The organism is Anaeromyxobacter sp. Red801, assembly GCF_049201065.2.
Lineage (GTDB): Bacteria > Myxococcota > Myxococcia > Myxococcales > Anaeromyxobacteraceae > Anaeromyxobacter.
This window is the reverse complement of the sequence record NZ_CM181236.1, coordinates 1,219,486-1,233,054: the sequence shown is the minus strand read 5'-3', so window position 1 is coordinate 1,233,054 and position 13,569 is coordinate 1,219,486. Positions and strand designations below refer to the sequence as shown.

Genomic DNA, 13,569 nt, shown 5'->3' with positions numbered 1-13,569 from the left:
CGATCAGTCCTCGGCGCCCACCAGCGCCGCCAGCTCGCGGTGGAGCAGGGCCTCGTCGCCGAGGTTCACCTCCACCAGCCGCCGGAGGTGGGCGATGCTGTCGAGGTCGATCCCGGTGCAGCGGACCCCGACCTTCTCCCCGTCGCGGTGCGCGATGACGCCGTCCATGCGGATGAGCGTGTCGCCCTGGTCGAGCTGGATGACGAGCGCGCAGGGCTCGCCGGCGACGCCGGGGAACGCGGCCGGGACCTCCACCCGCGCGCCCTTCAGCGAGACGTCCTGGACGCCGCAGCCGGCCCGGGCGGTCCCGGCGCGCAGCTCGCCCGGCCGGTGGAACGCGATGCGCGAGAACCGCCGGCGCTCGGGCTGCCCTTGCACGCTGGCCATGGACTTCCCCCTTTCGCGGATTGTCCCGCCACCCGCGCGCCCGGCGCAAGCGCCCCGCGGCCACGGAGGGCTTGACCCGGGGGCGCGCCGGGCCGACGGTGCCGGGTCATGCCCGCCCCGGCACGCCCCCTCGACGAGCTGATCGCCTTCGTGCGCGCGCGGACCGCGCCCGCGCCGGTCCCGCTCGTCCCGGAGCTCGTCCTGCACCAGGCCACCGAGCTGACCCCGCTCTGGCACGCCACCGCCGGCGAGCTGGCCGGGTGGGACGACTCGCCGTTCTGGGCGTTCCCGTGGGCGGGTGGCCAGGCCCTGGCGCGGCACCTGCTCGACCGGCCGGAGCGCGTGCGCGGGCGCCGGGTGGTGGACTTCGCGACCGGGAGCGGCCTGGTGGGCCTGGCCGCCGTGCGCGCCGGGGCGGCCGAGGTGGAGGCCTGGGACGTGGACCCGTTCTGCGAGGCGGCCGTCCGCGCCAACGCGGCGCTGAACGGGCTCGCGCTCCCGTTCCGGGCCGGCGACCCCATCGGCGCGCCGCTGCCGGGCGTGGAGGTCTTGCTCGCCGGCGACGTGTTCTACGAGGGGCCGCTCGCGGCGCGCGCGCTCGCCTGGTTCCGTGCGCTCGCCGGGCGGGGCGTGACGGTGCTCGCCGGCGACGCGGGGCGCACCTACGCGCCACGGGAGGGGTTCACGGTCGTGGCGGAATTCCAGGTGCCCACCACGGTCGAGATCGAGGACGCGGCGGTGCGCGGCGCGCGGGTGCTCCAGATCATGGGGTGAGCGCCGGGCCGCGTGTTACGATCCGTCGCTGGGGAGGTCTCGCCCGCTTGCCCGCCCGCGCCCCGCTCGTCACCGCCCGTGCCGTCCTGGCGCTCGGCCTGCTCGCCGCGGGGCTCGCCGTCGCGCTGCTGCTCGCGGGCGGGCTCGCCGCGGGGGCCGTCCTCGCGGTCCCCATGGGGCACTGGGCGCTCGGCGCGCTCGCCGCGGCGGCGGCCGCGCTCGTCGTCCGCTGGCTCCTGCTGCTCCGCGTGCCGCCGGTGCGCCTCACCGGCATCGACGTGCGCGCCGCCGAGCAGCCCGCGCTGATCGCGCTCGTGAAGCTCGTCGCCGGCCGCGTGGGCGCGCCCGCGCCGCGCCGCGTGTGCCTGGTGGCGGGCGTGGAGGTGACGGCCGTCGAGGAGGGCGGCGTCCTCGGCCTCGGCGCGCACCCGGTGCTCGGGATCGGCGTCGGGCTGATCGCGCTCCTCGGCGTGTCGGAGCTGGAGGCGGCGCTGGCCCATGAGCTGGGGCACCGGCGCGCGGGCGGGCGCGCCGGGGGCCTGCTGCACCGGGCGCGCGCGGTGCTGGCGCGCGCGTCGGCGCCCGGCCGCGGCGGCGCGATCGGGGCGCCGTTCCGCCGGCTCTGCGCCGCGTACCTGCGCGCCACGCTGCACCTGGCGCGCGCCCAGGAGCTGCAGGCGGACCGGGCGGCGATCCAGGTGGCCGGGGCCGCCGCCCACCTCGCGGCGCTCGAGCGCGCGGCGCGCGGCGCGGTGCTGTTCACCGCGTTCCTGGCCGACGAGGTCGAGCCGCTCGTGGCCGAGGGCCACCAGCCGGAGAACCTCTACGACGGCTTCCGCGCCTACGAGGCGGAGCTCACCGAGCAGGGCCGCTCCGTCGCGCTGGAGCGCGAGCTGGCCCGCGCGCCCGCCGAGCCGGAGGGCCTCCACCCTCCCCTCGCCGCGCGCCTCGCCTTCGCGCGCGCGTTCCCCGACGCCGGGCGCCCGCGAGACGCGCGGCCCGCGCGCAGCCTCCTGCTGAACGCCGAGCGCCTCGAGCGCGAGCTCACCGCGCGCGTGGCCGCGGAGCGCGCCGGGGAGCGGCCGCTCGCGGTGGTGCCGTGGGCCGAGGTGGGCGCGCGGGTGTACGGGCCGCGCGTCGAGCGCGCCGGCCGGGCCTACGCGGCCCGGGTGGCCGCCGAGTTCGGCGCGCCGGCCACCGGCCAGGGCGCGCTCGCCGCGCTGCTGCCGACGCTGGAGCGGCGGCACGACGAGGCCGCCGCGCTGGTGCTCGACCCGTCGCTCGCGTCCGTCCCGGTGGACGACCGCACGCGGCAGGTGGAGCGGATCGTCTCGCACGCGCTCGGCGCGCTGGTGGGGCTGTCGCTGGTCGAGCGCGGCGGCGCCTGGCGCAGCGAGATCGGCCGGCCGGTGGAGGTCGCGCTGGGGCGGGCGGTGGTGGCGCCGCTCCACGTGGCCGAGGAGGCGCTCGCCGACCGCTCCCGGCTCGCCGAGGTGGTGCGGCGCGCGGTGGAGACGCCCCAGGACTCGACGTGAGCGCGGCGCCGCTGGTCCTCGCCTGCGGTCACGTCACGCTCGACCGGACCGGTGGCGCGCAGGTGCCCGGCGGCTCGGCCTGGTACGCGGGCCACACCTGGCGCGGGCTGGGCGCCCGGGTGCGGGTGCTCACCGCCGCGGGCCCGGAGCTCCCGGCCGCGGCGCTCGCCGGGCTCGAGGCCCTCGTCGTCCCCGCGCCGCGCACCACCGCGTTCGAGAACCGCTACGGCCCGGACGGCGCCCGGGCCCAGCGCGTCGAGGCCGCCGCGCCGCCGCTCGACCCGGGCGCGCTCCCCCCCGGCTGGCGCGAGGCCGACGTGCTGCACCTCGCGCCGGTGCTCGGCGAGGTGGACGTGCGCGCGTTCACCGCGGCCGTCCGGGCGCGGGTGGTCGGGCTCGGCGTGCAGGGCCTGGTGCGCGCGGTGCTCCCCGGCGGCGAGGTGGCGCAGCCGCGCTGGGAGCCCGCGCCGGGGGCGCTCGCCGGCGTGGACGTGGCGTTCGTCGGGGAGGACGACCTGCGCGGCCAGGGCGACCTGCCGGCGCGGCTGGCCCGGGCGGTGCCGATCGTGGTGGTGACGCGCGGTGTGCGCGGGTGCGAGGTCGTGGCGCGGGGGCGCGCGCGGCGGGTCGGCGTCTCGCCGGCGCGCGAGGTGGATCCGACCGGCGCCGGCGACGCGTTCGCGGCCGGGTTCCTGTTCGGCCTCGCGCGCGGCGACGACCCGGTGGACGCCGCCCGGCTCGGCGCGGCTGCCGGCGCCATCGCGGTCGAGGCCCGCGGCGGCGGCGCGCTCGATCGCATGGGCGAGGCGCACGCGCGGGCCGCGAGGGTCCCGGTGCTCGACGGCGCGCCGGGCGCGTGAGCCGGCTACCCGCCCTCGCCGGTCGCGGTCGCCTCCAGCAGCCCCCAGAGCCGGCCCAGCGTGCGCCGCGGCCAGGGCGCGTCCTCCTCCGGCTCGCGGTGCGCGGGCGAGACGCCGTGCAGCGCCGCGATCGCCTGGATCGCGTACTTCACCACCGTGTCCTGCGCCAGCTCGCGGCCGGCCACGCCGTCGCCGATCTCGCGCTCCTCCTCGCCCGGCACGAGGACGCACACCGGGCGCCAGTAGCCGGGCTCGGCGTGCGGGAGGACCGCCAGCCAGGTCCCCTCCCCCTCGCCGCCCGAGGAGAGGTCGAGCCACAGCCCGCCGTCGCGGGGAATCCACCGGAGAGGTGCCATGATTCCGCATTCTACCCGGGAGATCGCTGCTAGGCTCCGCGCCATGGCCCCCTCCCTCGTGGTCTACGGCGCCTACGGCTACACCGGCGAGCTGGTCGCGCGCGAGGCGGCGGCCCGCGGCCTGCCGGTGGTGCTCGCGGGCCGCGACTCGGAGCGCCTCGCCCGCCTCGGCCGCGCGCTCGGCCGGCCCTGGCGCGCCTTCCCGCTCACCGACCCGGAGGCGCTGCGGGCCGGCCTGCAGGACGCGGGCGCGGTGCTGCACTGCGCCGGTCCGTACGTGGACACCTGGCGCCCCATGGCCGAGGCGTGCCTCGAGGCGCGCGTGCACTACCTCGACCTCGCCGGCGAGGCCGGGGTGTACCGCGCGCTCGCCGCCATGGGGCTCCACGCCGAGCGGGCCGGCGTGATGCTGCTCTCCGGCGCCGCCTTCGACGTGGTGCCCACCGACTGCCTCGCCGCGCACGTGGCCCGGCGCCTCCCCGGCGCGGTCCGCATCGCGATCGCGATCGACGCGCTCGGCAGCCTGTCCCGCGGCACCGCGCGCACGGTGGTGGCGCACGCGGGCGACGCCGACGCCCGGGAGCTGAACCCGCACCAGCCCGCCGCGCGGACGTTCGACCTCGGCTCCGGCCGCCTCCAGGCGGTGCAGGTGCCGTGGCCCGAGCGCGTGGCGGTGCCGCGCTCGACCGGCGTGGAGGACGTGGCGGTGTACCTGTGCGCCTCGCAGGCGCGCCGCGTCCTGCTCCGCGCCGTCCCGGCCGTCGCGCCGCTGCTCGCGCTCCCCGGGGCGCGGGCGCTCGCCGTGCGCCTCCTGACCGGCGGCGCGGCGGGCCCGGACGCGGAGGCCCGCGCGCGCGGGCGGAGCCGCGTGTACGCGGAGGCGGTGGACGCGGCCGGCGCGCGGGCGGCGGCGCGCCTCGCGCTCCCCGAGGGCTACGCGTTCACCGCGCACGCCGCCGTGGAGATCGCCGCGCGCGCGCTCGCCGGCTACGCGCCGCCCGGCTGGCAGACCCCGGCGTCCGCGTACGGCCCCGAGCTCGTCACGGCGCTGCCCGGGGTGACGCTGGAGGACCTGCCCCTCGCGCGCGCCGCGGGTGGCTAGCCGTCCCCGCCCCGCCCCAGCGTCCGCAGCGCCGCGAGCCAGAGGCGCGCCTCGCGCCGGCTGAGCCGCGAGCGCCGCAGCGCGGCGGCGAGGTCGCGGACCGCGTGGCGCTCCGGCCCGGCCAGGAAGCCCCCGCCGCGCAGCGCGGCGCGGAGCGCGTCCTCCACCGCGGAGAGCTCGGCGTCGGTCGCGCCCGCGTCGGGCGCGCGCGCCGGCGGCGCGGCGGCGGCGAGCGCCGCCTTGCGCAGCTCGTACAGGTAGACGAGGGCCGCCTGCGCCAGGTTGAGCGAGGGCTGGGCCTCGCCGGCGGGGATGGCGGAGAGGTCGTGGCAGCGGTGCACCTCGTCGTTGGTGAGCCCGCTCCGCTCGTCGCCGAACACGATCGCGGTCCGCCCCGCGGCGGCGCGCTCCAGCGCCTCGCGGGCCACCTCCGCCGGCGGGAGCCGGCGCTTGCCCTTCACCGCGCGCGAGCTGGTGCCGACCACCCAGGCGCAGTCGGCCACCGCCTCGTCGAGCGTGCGCACCAGCCGCGGCCGGTCGAGCAGCTCCTCGGCGTGCACCGCCACGCGGCGCATGGCCGCGAAGTCGTGCGTCCCCAGCTCGGCGATGGCCCAGTCGTCGGCGCCGAAGTTCTTCATGGCGCGCGCCACCGCGCCGAGGTTCTCGGGGTTGCGGGGGCGCAGCAGCACCAGGCGGACGGGGAGGCGCATCGCGGCGCATGCTACCGCGCCGGCCCGGTCCGGCCGTGCTAAAGGAGGCCCGTGCCCCACGCAGCGCGGTTCCTCGAGAACCCCTTCCAGCTCCACATCACGTTCGACCTGGCCGCGACCTACCTGTTCGCGGTGACCGGTGCGCTGGCCGCGATCTCGAAGCGCTACGACTTCGTCGGCGTGCTCGTGCTCGCGTTCGTCACCGGCCTCGGCGGCGCGCTGCTGCGCGACGGCCTGTTCCTCCAGTTCGGCCCGCCCGCCGTCGTGACCGACGGACGGTACCTGGTGGCGGTGGCGCTGGGCGCCGCCACCGGCGTCTTCTTCGGCAAGCGCCTGCACCGGTTCCAGATCCCGTTCCTGCTCGCGGACGCGGTGGCGCTCGGGACCTACGGCGTGGTGGGCGCCAACAAGTCGATCGCGGCGGGGCTGCCCATGCTCACCGCGCTCCTGGTCGGGGCGGTGAACGCGGTCGGCGGCGGGCTGCTGCGCGACCTGCTGGTGCACGACGTGCCGCTGGTGTTCCGGCCCGGCGAGTTCTACGCGCTCGCCGCCATGGCCGGCGAGGTGGTGTTCATCGGGCTCACCCGCGGCGCCGGGCTGCCCGGCACGCTGTCGGCGCTGATCGCGATCGCCGCCGCGTTCGCGGTCCGGATCCTGTCGGTGTGGCTGGGCTGGCGCACCGAGGCGCTGTCGGGCGAGGACGGGACAGGCGAGCGATAGCTTCCTTGGCGCGGGTCAAGGCCGACCCGGCGGGGCTTCCCTTAAGGTGCGCCCTCCGAGGACTTACCCCCGCGCACCAGGAGCCTCCATGACGCTCGTCCGCAGCCTGCTCGTCGCCGCCCTCGCCCTCGCCGTCCCGTTCGCCGCCCGCGCCGCGGGCGGCCACGACAGCGTGGGCTGCGGCGGCTGCCACTCCATCCACACCGCCAAGGGCAAGATCATCTTCGCGGTCACGCCGAACACCAAGGCGCTCGATCCCAAGACCAAGCAGCCGTACTCCGGCACCACCGCGCTCTGCCTCGCCTGCCACGCCGACTCGAAGGACGGCGGCCAGGGCTACGCGCCGGTGTCGGGCCACATGAGCCACCCGTACGGCGTCGGGAACGTGAACCCGAAGGTCGCGAAGGTGCCGGCCGAGCTGCTGCGCGACGGGCGCTTCGAGTGCATCGGCTGCCACGATCCGCACCCGTCCAACCCGAACTACAAGTACCTCCGCGTGGACACCGCCAAGGGCCAGCAGATGGACGCGTTCTGCGGCGTGTGCCACCCGGGCAAGGCCGACGCGGCCACGGTGAAGCAGGCGGCGCTCTTCACGTCGATGGACGAGTCCGGCGCGAAGCGCGCGGCCGCGCCCGCCCCGGCGCCCGCCAAGAAGTAGCGGCGACCTGCCCGCTCGCCCCTCGACAGGCTCGGGGCGAGCGGGCTCCCGAGACCGCCTCCGGGAGGACGGACCGGCGCCGTGCTCCGCTTCACCGCACCGCGGCCACCGCGGCCCGCGGCCGCCAGATCTCGAGCATCCCGCGCGGCGCCGAGAGCCACACCGGCTCGTAGCGCGCCGCGAGGTCGGCCGCGAGCGCGGCGCCGCAGGGCGTGGCCAGCAGCTCGCGCGTCGCGCCCCACACCAGCACGTAGTCGAGCCGGCCGAGCCGCCGCGCCCCGCGCAGATCGACGCAGGGCGGGACGCCCTCCATCCGCCCCAGCGAGCCCGCGATGACGTGGAACGGGTTCCGGCCGGCGGGGAAGCGCACCGGGCAGTGGTCGGTGTTGGCCTGGCTGTTCTTGAGGTCCACGCCGCCGCGCGCCGCCACGATCCAGCCGGTCGCGTGCAGGAACGGCTTGATGCGGTAGCCCATGCGCCGCCCGTTCGCGTCCAGCGGGCCGTGCGGCGAGAGCGCCAGCGGCAGCATCACCCGCCCCTCCTCCACCGCCGCGGACGCCGAGGCGTACTCCTCGAGGTAGGCCGAGAGCTCCCGCTGCTTGTCGAGCCGGACCCCGAGCGCGACCACCGCGATGGCCGCGAGCGCGACGGCGGCGCGCCGGGCCGGGGCGGCCGGGCCCGCGGCGGCGGCGCCGATCCACGCCGCGACGCACAGCAGCGCGAGCAGCGCCATCCGATCCGACACGTGCGCGCCCGCCGCCACCACGTCGGGGACGGCGAAGTACAGGACCACGAACGCGGCGGCGGCGACGAGCCACCCGTCGTGCGAGCGGAGCCGCGCCCCGCGCCCGGCGCGGACCAGCGCCGCGTGCACCACCGCCACGGCGAGCACCAGCATCACCGCCATCCCGAGCGGCAGCTCGCGCCGGTCGATGGAGACGAGCGAGTACCCGGCGGCGAGCTTCGCCGCCAGCTCCGGCAGCGGGATCCGCGCCGACGCGGTCGCGGTGCGCGAGCAGCCAGGCCCCGAGGAGCAGCAGGCCCGGCGCCGCCGCGGCGAGCCCCACCGCGGCGCGGCGCGCGTACGCCGCCGCCACCCGGCGCCGCCGGGCGGGGTGGCGGCGCGCCCGGGCGAGCGAGCGGGCCGCCCGGAGGCCGAGCACGGCGCCGGCGAAGAGCAGCGCGCCGGCGAACGCCACCGAGTGCGCGAGGTAGAGCAGCAGCGAGAGGACCGCGAGCGCCGCGAAGCGCCCGGGCCCGAGGCGGCCGCGGGTGCGCAGCCAGAACCCCGCCGCCAGGAACGCGAGCGCGAGCCCGTAGCAGAAGTTCCAGAAGCCCATGTGGAACGGGTAGGCGTGCACGAACGGGAACACGGCCAGCGACGCCCACCAGCCGCGCGCGCCGCGCGGGAGGACCGCGCGGAACGAGATCGGCAGCAGCACGGTGTAGCCGCTGAGCACCAGCTTCTCCGCGGTGAGCGGCGAGACGATCGAGAGCAGCGGCGCGAGCAGCGCCTGCGTGAGCCAGTTGGGCTGCGCGCCCCAGTTCGCCTCGTAGTAGCCACGGAGCAGCGGCGAGGCGCCGTGGTGGAGGAGCGCGAGCACGTTCTCGACGTGCAGCGGCCCGTCCTGCGTGGGGAAGTAGCGGACCAGCCAGATGGGCAGGACGTGCAGCGCGACGAGCGCGCCGAACAGGGCCGCCGGGAGCAGGGCACGCCCGCGCGCACCGCCGTCCGGCCCGCGCGCCGCCGCGCCCGCGCCGGCCCAGGCCCACCGCGCGCTGCCCGCCCAGCTCCAGGCGAACGCGAGCGCGATGCCGACCGCCTGCGCCGGCAGGCGCAGCGCCCCGAGCGACGGCCGCCCGAGCGCGTGGCGCGCGAGGAGCGCCAGCACGGCGAAGGTGCCGAGCTGGATCGCGACGCCCACCAGGCTCACCGCGTGGTAGCGGCCGAGCCGCGCCAGGCGCCCGTGCCGGCCGCGGCGATCGCGGAAGGTGATGGCGTCGTGGAGCAGGAAGTTGGAGAGGACGCTCGCCTCGATCGCGACCGCCGACGCGGCCACCTCGGGGACCCCCAGCCCCTGCGCCAGCCCGTGCAGGACGGCCAGGTTCACGACCACGCCGCTGCCGCCCACCGCCGCGAACCGCGCCAGGCGGCCGCCGCCGGGTACACCCCTCCCGTCCTCGATCGTCGAGCCGAGCCTCATCGGGCCGTTCCCCTCTCGGCACTCACGCTGCGGAGCCGTGCCGGCGGGGGCATCCCGCCACGGGTGGAAGGGCCCAACGGTGGTTGCACGGGCGGCCGTACGCCTCGCGCGGGCACCGGCGGCGGCGGCCGCGGCGCCGCCGCGCGGGGCGTTGACGGTCAGTTCAGGTAGCGCGGGCGCGCCGCGGCCGGGACCGGCGGCGCGTCGGCGCCGGCCAGCTCCAGCCCCTGCCGCGTGAGCAGGTACCGCACGGTCCCGCTCCCGCGCTCGGTGTCGAGCTTCGCCTCGAACGCGGGCCCGGTGATGGCCCCGAGCTGGAGCGTCTTCTTGAGGTTCACGATGCGGCCGGTGGCCAGGTCGCCTGCGACGGGACCGGTCGCGGCGTCGCGGCGGTAGAGGTCGAGCGCGCCCTCGTGCAGCGTCGCGGCGAGCGAGGGCGAGAGCGGGATCGAGGAGAAAAGGACCGAGATGAGGGTCCAGTGCGGCGGGGGCGCCTCGGAGGCCATCCGAACGATTGTAACCGAGCGGGCCTGCGCGCGCCCGCGCGAGCCATGTGCGAGCGACGTACGGATGCGGGATGCGCGCGGCGCGCCGGGAGGTATTGCATGGGGAGGTGAAACCGGCGCCGTGGTGGGGCGCAGGGCGGCGCGGGGCCCACGCAGGGAGGAGCCAGCGCCCGCCGGCATGCTTACCCACCGGGCATACGGAGGGACCAGACCGTGATCGAGGATCGTCCGCACCGCCCCGCTGCCGAGCCGCTGACGCCCGGCGCGCTGCCCCGGCGCCTGCGCGGCTGGTTCGGCATGTCGGAGGAGCCGCCCCTCCGCTCGGCCCGTCCGGCGCGCCTCGAGACCGTCCGCCGGAGCTGGGCCGCCGCCTACTGGCAGGCGCGCGTCTCGGTCCGCGCCGGCGTCCCGCTCGACGACTACCTGCGCTCGCGCCTGGCGCGCTACTCCGCAGCGCTGCCCGTGCCGCGCGCGCAGCTCCCGCTCTCCGTCGAGGTCGAGGACGGGGAGATCCTGGTCGGCGAGGCCGCCCCGGAGCGCCGGCCGGCGGAGCAGCCGGCGGACGGCGACGCCTGGCTCGCCGCGCTGGTGCACGTGGAGGGCCCGGCCGTGCGCCAGGAGGTCGCGGAGCTGGAGATCCGCCTCGCCTCGATCGAGGTGGACGCGGACGCCGCGCGCCGCCGCGCCGAGGAGCTGTCGCGCCGCCTCGCCGCCGACGTCGCGGCGGGGACCGTGTGCGCGCCGCCGCAGGTGGAGGCCACCGCCGAGCAGCTCGGGCGTCCCCCGGTGTCGAGCGCCATGCCGCAGGCGGGCCTGCGCGCCTTCGCGACCGCGTCGATCGCGGCCGAGACCTGGCAGATCGCGCTGCCCCTGCTGCGCGCGGCCGGGGTGGACCCCGCCACGCTGGGCGCCTCCGCGGCGCGCAACCCCGCGGAGACCGCGTTCGCGTTCGCGTTCGCGCTGGGCATCGCCGGCGCGCTCCTGGCGCTGGCCTGGGCCGGCTTCGACGCCGCCTCGGTGCTCGCCTCGGGCGAGCAGGACCTGGCGCGCCGCCGCTACTCCGCGGCGGGCGCGGCCGGCGCCGCCCTGCTCTCCGTCGGGCTCGCCGCGGCGGTCGCCGCGCTGCCGGGCGGGATCGGCGGGCTGCCGCCGGCCGTCTCCACGCTGCTGCTCGCCTCCGTGCCGGTGGGCGCCGCCCTCGCGCTCCGCGCCGCGCGCTCGCTGGCCACGCGCCGCGGGCTCGAGCTCACCGACGCGCTGGAGTGGGATCGCACCCGGGCCCGCTCGCTCGCCGATCGCGCGCGGCGCCTCGAGGAGCTGGACTGGGCGGAGGCCGAGGAGCAGGACCTCGAGCGCGAGCGCGAGGCCGCCCGCCGGCGCCTGCGGACCATCGGCGCGCGCGCCGCCGCCGCCGTCCGGCTCGCGTCCGAGCCGCTCCGCCGCCGCCGCGCCGAGCTGTCGCGGGTGGCGCAGAGCCTGGTGAGCGCGCTCGAGCTCGACCGCTACGAGTTCCTGCGCCAGGCCGCCGCGCGCGGCGCCACCGACCTCATCGCCCCGCCGCGCCGTCGCGCCGGCGGGGACGGCCGCCGCCCCGAGCCGCCGCGCCCCGAGGCCGCGCCGCCGTCGCCGGTCGCGGTGCCCGTGCCGGAGGGCGGCCGCCTGGCGTCGTGATGCTGAAGGTGGGGCCCCGCGGCCCCTTCGGCAGGCTCAGGGTCCGTGGGACGGGGCGCAGCCCCGTTCCCCGCGCGGCGCAGCCGCGCCCGCGGGGACCTCGCGCGCACCCGCGTCAGCGGGCGCGCGAGGTCACGGGGCCCGCGCAGCAAGGTGGGGCCCCGCGGAGCTCCGCTCCGTGGGGCGGGGCGCAGCCCCGTTCCGGTTGACAGCCCGTCGCCGCTCGGACAGGGTCCGCGCGCGTGAACCTCCTGTTGCTCGAGCCCGGAGAGCTGTCCGCCGGCGGCACCGCCCGGCTGGCCGGGCGGCGCGCGCGCCACGTGCTGGAGGTGCTCCGCGCCGGCGCCGGCGACCGGCTCCAGGCCGGCGTGGTCGGCGGGGACATGGGCGAGGCGGAGATCCTGTCCGCTGCGCCGGACGAGGTGGTCGTCGCGGCGCGGCTCGATCGCGCGCCGCCGCCGCCCGCCCCGGTGGCGCTCCTGCTCGCCCTGCCCCGCCCGAAGATCCTGCGCAAGGTGCTGCAGGCCGCCGCCTCGATGGGCGTGAAGCGGCTGGTGCTGCTCGGCAGCTACCGCGTGGAGAAGAGCTACTTCGCCTCCCCGCTGCTCGCGCCCGAGGCCGTCCGCGAGCAGCTCCTGCTCGGCCTGGAGCAGGGGCGCGACACGATCCTCCCCGAGGTGGAGCTGCACCGGTTCTTCAAGCCGTTCGTGGAGGACCTGCTCGACGCGCGCTTCCCGGAGCGCGACCGGCTCCTCGCGCACCCCGCCGGCGCGGCGCCGCTGGAGGCGCTCGCGCCGGCGGGCGCGCGCGCCGCGCTCGCCATCGGCCCGGAGGGCGGGTGGACGCCGTACGAGGCCGCCGCGCTGCGCGACCGCGGGTTCGCCCCGTTCACGCTCGGCCCCCGCGTGCTGCGCGTGGACGCGGCGGTGCCGTACGCCGTCGGCCAGGCCGAGCTCTGGCTGCGCGGTGGGGGCCGGCCGGGCTGACCCGGGCCGGCCCCGGCGCGGTCGCTACGGCCTGGCCTCGTACACCACGTTGAACGGCGTCTCGGTGGCGCGCCGGAACGTCCGGAAGCCTGCCTCCGCCACCACCGCGCGCGTGCGCGCCTCCCCCGCCTGCGCGCCCATGCACGCGCCGACCTCCTGCGCGCGCGACGCGGGGGTGCAGATCATGGTCGAGGCGCAGTAGAACACCCGGCCCACCGGGTTCAGGTTCTTCTCCACCTGGTCGTTCGCGAACGGCTCCACGATCATCCAGCTCCCGCCCGGCTTCAGCATCTCCTTCACGTGGGCCGCCGCGCCGGCGGGATCGCCCATGTCGTGCAGGCAGTCGAAGCAGGCGATCAGGTCGTAGGGCTCGCCGTGGAAGTCCTTCGCGGTCGCCACCTGGAAGCTCGCGTTCGCGAGCTTGCGCCGGGTCGCGGCGCGGCGCGCCGTCCCGATCGACGGACCGTGGTAGTCGAACCCCACGAACGTGGAGCGCGGGAACGCCTCCGCCATCAGCACGGTGGAGGCGCCGTGGCCGCACCCGACGTCGGCGACGCGCGCGCCCGCGCGCAGCCTCGCCTCCATCCCGTCCAGCGCCGGCAGCCACTCGCCCACCAGGTGCGCGGCGTAGTTCGGCCGGAAGAAGCGCTCGGTCCCCTCGAACAGCGAGGCGTCGTGCTCGTCCCAGCCCACGCCGTCGCCCGTGCGGAACGCCTCCACCAGCTTGGGCGTGTCCTTCACGACCGAGCTGATGATCTGGAACGCGCCGGGGATGTACGCGGGGCTGTCCTCCATCGCGAGCGCGAACGCCTGCTCGTCGGGGAGCGTGAACGTGCCGGCGCTCGCGTCGTACTCCACGAAGCCGCCCGCCGCCTGCGCGCACAGCCACTCGCGCACGTAGCGGGCGTCGGTGTGGGTCTTCTCCGCGAGCTGCGCCGGCGTCATGGGACCCGCCGACGCCATCGCCTTGTACAGCCCCAGCTGCTCCCCGACGATGACCAGCGCCGCGTTCATCGCGGCGCCCATCTCGCCGAGCACCTTGCCCATGAACTGGTTCAGCCTGTCCTCGTTCAGCTGCATCGGATCCTCCACGTGTCCGC

14 protein-coding genes and 1 pseudogene are annotated in these 13,569 nt (G+C 78.1%); 8 read left to right on the top strand and 7 right to left on the bottom strand.

Annotated features, from left to right (window positions below; genetic code table 11):
- Positions 1–3: 3 nt before the first annotated feature.
- Positions 4–387 carry a PilZ domain-containing protein gene (locus ACOQFB_RS05595; RefSeq protein ID WP_421608913.1) on the bottom strand — a complete coding sequence of 128 codons (384 nt, stop codon included), beginning with the start codon at positions 385–387 and terminating at the stop codon, positions 4–6.
- Between the two features lie 108 nt (positions 388–495).
- Between ACOQFB_RS05595 and ACOQFB_RS05590 the strand changes: the two genes are divergently transcribed.
- Genes ACOQFB_RS05590 through ACOQFB_RS05580 form a run of 3 tightly spaced genes read left to right on the top strand, consistent with a single transcriptional unit; the run spans position 496 to position 3,556 of the window.
- On the top strand, positions 496–1,161 hold the full coding sequence (locus ACOQFB_RS05590; protein WP_059437578.1) for a class I SAM-dependent methyltransferase: 666 nt from the start codon (positions 496–498) through the stop codon (positions 1,159–1,161).
- 47 nt (positions 1,162–1,208) lie between these two features.
- Positions 1,209–2,696, top strand: coding sequence for a M48 family metalloprotease (locus ACOQFB_RS05585; RefSeq protein WP_421608912.1), 1,488 nt, complete (start codon positions 1,209–1,211; stop codon positions 2,694–2,696).
- Positions 2,693–3,556: a PfkB family carbohydrate kinase gene (locus tag ACOQFB_RS05580; protein WP_421608911.1), complete on the top strand. Its 864-nt coding sequence runs from the start codon at positions 2,693–2,695 to the stop codon at positions 3,554–3,556. Before ACOQFB_RS05585 ends, ACOQFB_RS05580 begins: the two co-directional genes overlap by 4 nt.
- 5 nt (positions 3,557–3,561) lie before the next feature.
- Here ACOQFB_RS05580 and ACOQFB_RS05575 read toward each other — a convergent pair whose 3' ends face one another.
- A complete protein-coding gene (locus tag ACOQFB_RS05575; RefSeq protein ID WP_421608910.1) occupies positions 3,562–3,912 on the bottom strand; it encodes a hypothetical protein in 351 nt (116 codons plus the stop codon).
- Between the two features lie 43 nt (positions 3,913–3,955).
- Here ACOQFB_RS05575 and ACOQFB_RS05570 point away from each other — a divergent pair, with 43 nt between their 5' ends.
- On the top strand, positions 3,956–5,014 hold the full coding sequence (locus ACOQFB_RS05570) for a saccharopine dehydrogenase family protein (RefSeq protein WP_421608909.1): 1,059 nt from the start codon (positions 3,956–3,958) through the stop codon (positions 5,012–5,014).
- On the opposite strand, the gene ACOQFB_RS05565 is transcribed toward ACOQFB_RS05570, so the two are convergent.
- Positions 5,011–5,724 carry an RNA methyltransferase gene (locus tag ACOQFB_RS05565; RefSeq protein WP_059439550.1) on the bottom strand — a complete coding sequence of 238 codons (714 nt, stop codon included), beginning with the start codon at positions 5,722–5,724 and terminating at the stop codon, positions 5,011–5,013. The two genes, ACOQFB_RS05570 and ACOQFB_RS05565, sit on opposite strands and share 4 nt — an antisense overlap.
- A 51-nt stretch (positions 5,725–5,775) precedes the next feature.
- Here ACOQFB_RS05565 and ACOQFB_RS05560 point away from each other — a divergent pair, with 51 nt between their 5' ends.
- Positions 5,776–6,444, top strand: a complete 669-nt coding sequence (locus ACOQFB_RS05560) for a trimeric intracellular cation channel family protein (protein ID WP_059439549.1) — start codon at positions 5,776–5,778, stop codon at positions 6,442–6,444.
- Positions 6,445–6,532: 88 nt separating this feature from the next.
- Positions 6,533–7,102 carry a cytochrome c3 family protein gene (locus tag ACOQFB_RS05555; RefSeq protein ID WP_059439548.1) on the top strand — a complete coding sequence of 190 codons (570 nt, stop codon included), beginning with the start codon at positions 6,533–6,535 and terminating at the stop codon, positions 7,100–7,102.
- Between the two features lie 91 nt (positions 7,103–7,193).
- Here the strand turns inward: ACOQFB_RS05555 and ACOQFB_RS05550 are convergent, their stop codons facing one another.
- From ACOQFB_RS05550 to ACOQFB_RS05540, 3 genes and pseudogenes are all read right to left on the bottom strand, one after another.
- Positions 7,194–8,009 (bottom strand): hypothetical protein, encoded by an 816-nt coding sequence (locus ACOQFB_RS05550; protein WP_494492489.1) that lies wholly within the window; start codon positions 8,007–8,009, stop codon positions 7,194–7,196.
- Positions 8,010–8,925: 916 nt separating this feature from the next.
- Positions 8,926–9,306 (bottom strand): annotated as a pseudogene (locus tag ACOQFB_RS05545) (GtrA family protein); the annotation flags it as partial.
- A 158-nt stretch (positions 9,307–9,464) separates the two neighbouring features.
- On the bottom strand, positions 9,465–9,812 hold the full coding sequence (locus tag ACOQFB_RS05540) for a hypothetical protein (protein ID WP_059439569.1): 348 nt from the start codon (positions 9,810–9,812) through the stop codon (positions 9,465–9,467).
- A 213-nt stretch (positions 9,813–10,025) separates the two neighbouring features.
- On the opposite strand from ACOQFB_RS05540, the gene ACOQFB_RS05535 reads away from it, so the two are divergent.
- Together ACOQFB_RS05535 and ACOQFB_RS05530 are read left to right on the top strand one after the other, a co-directional pair.
- Positions 10,026–11,483: a hypothetical protein gene (locus ACOQFB_RS05535; protein ID WP_421608907.1), complete on the top strand. Its 1,458-nt coding sequence runs from the start codon at positions 10,026–10,028 to the stop codon at positions 11,481–11,483.
- 242 nt (positions 11,484–11,725) lie between these two features.
- On the top strand, positions 11,726–12,469 hold the full coding sequence (locus ACOQFB_RS05530; protein ID WP_421608906.1) for a 16S rRNA (uracil(1498)-N(3))-methyltransferase: 744 nt from the start codon (positions 11,726–11,728) through the stop codon (positions 12,467–12,469).
- 24 nt (positions 12,470–12,493) lie between these two features.
- Here the strand turns inward: ACOQFB_RS05530 and ACOQFB_RS05525 are convergent, their stop codons facing one another.
- A complete protein-coding gene (locus ACOQFB_RS05525; RefSeq protein ID WP_421608905.1) occupies positions 12,494–13,549 on the bottom strand; it encodes a class I SAM-dependent methyltransferase in 1,056 nt (351 codons plus the stop codon).
- Between the last annotated feature and the right edge of the window lie 20 nt (positions 13,550–13,569).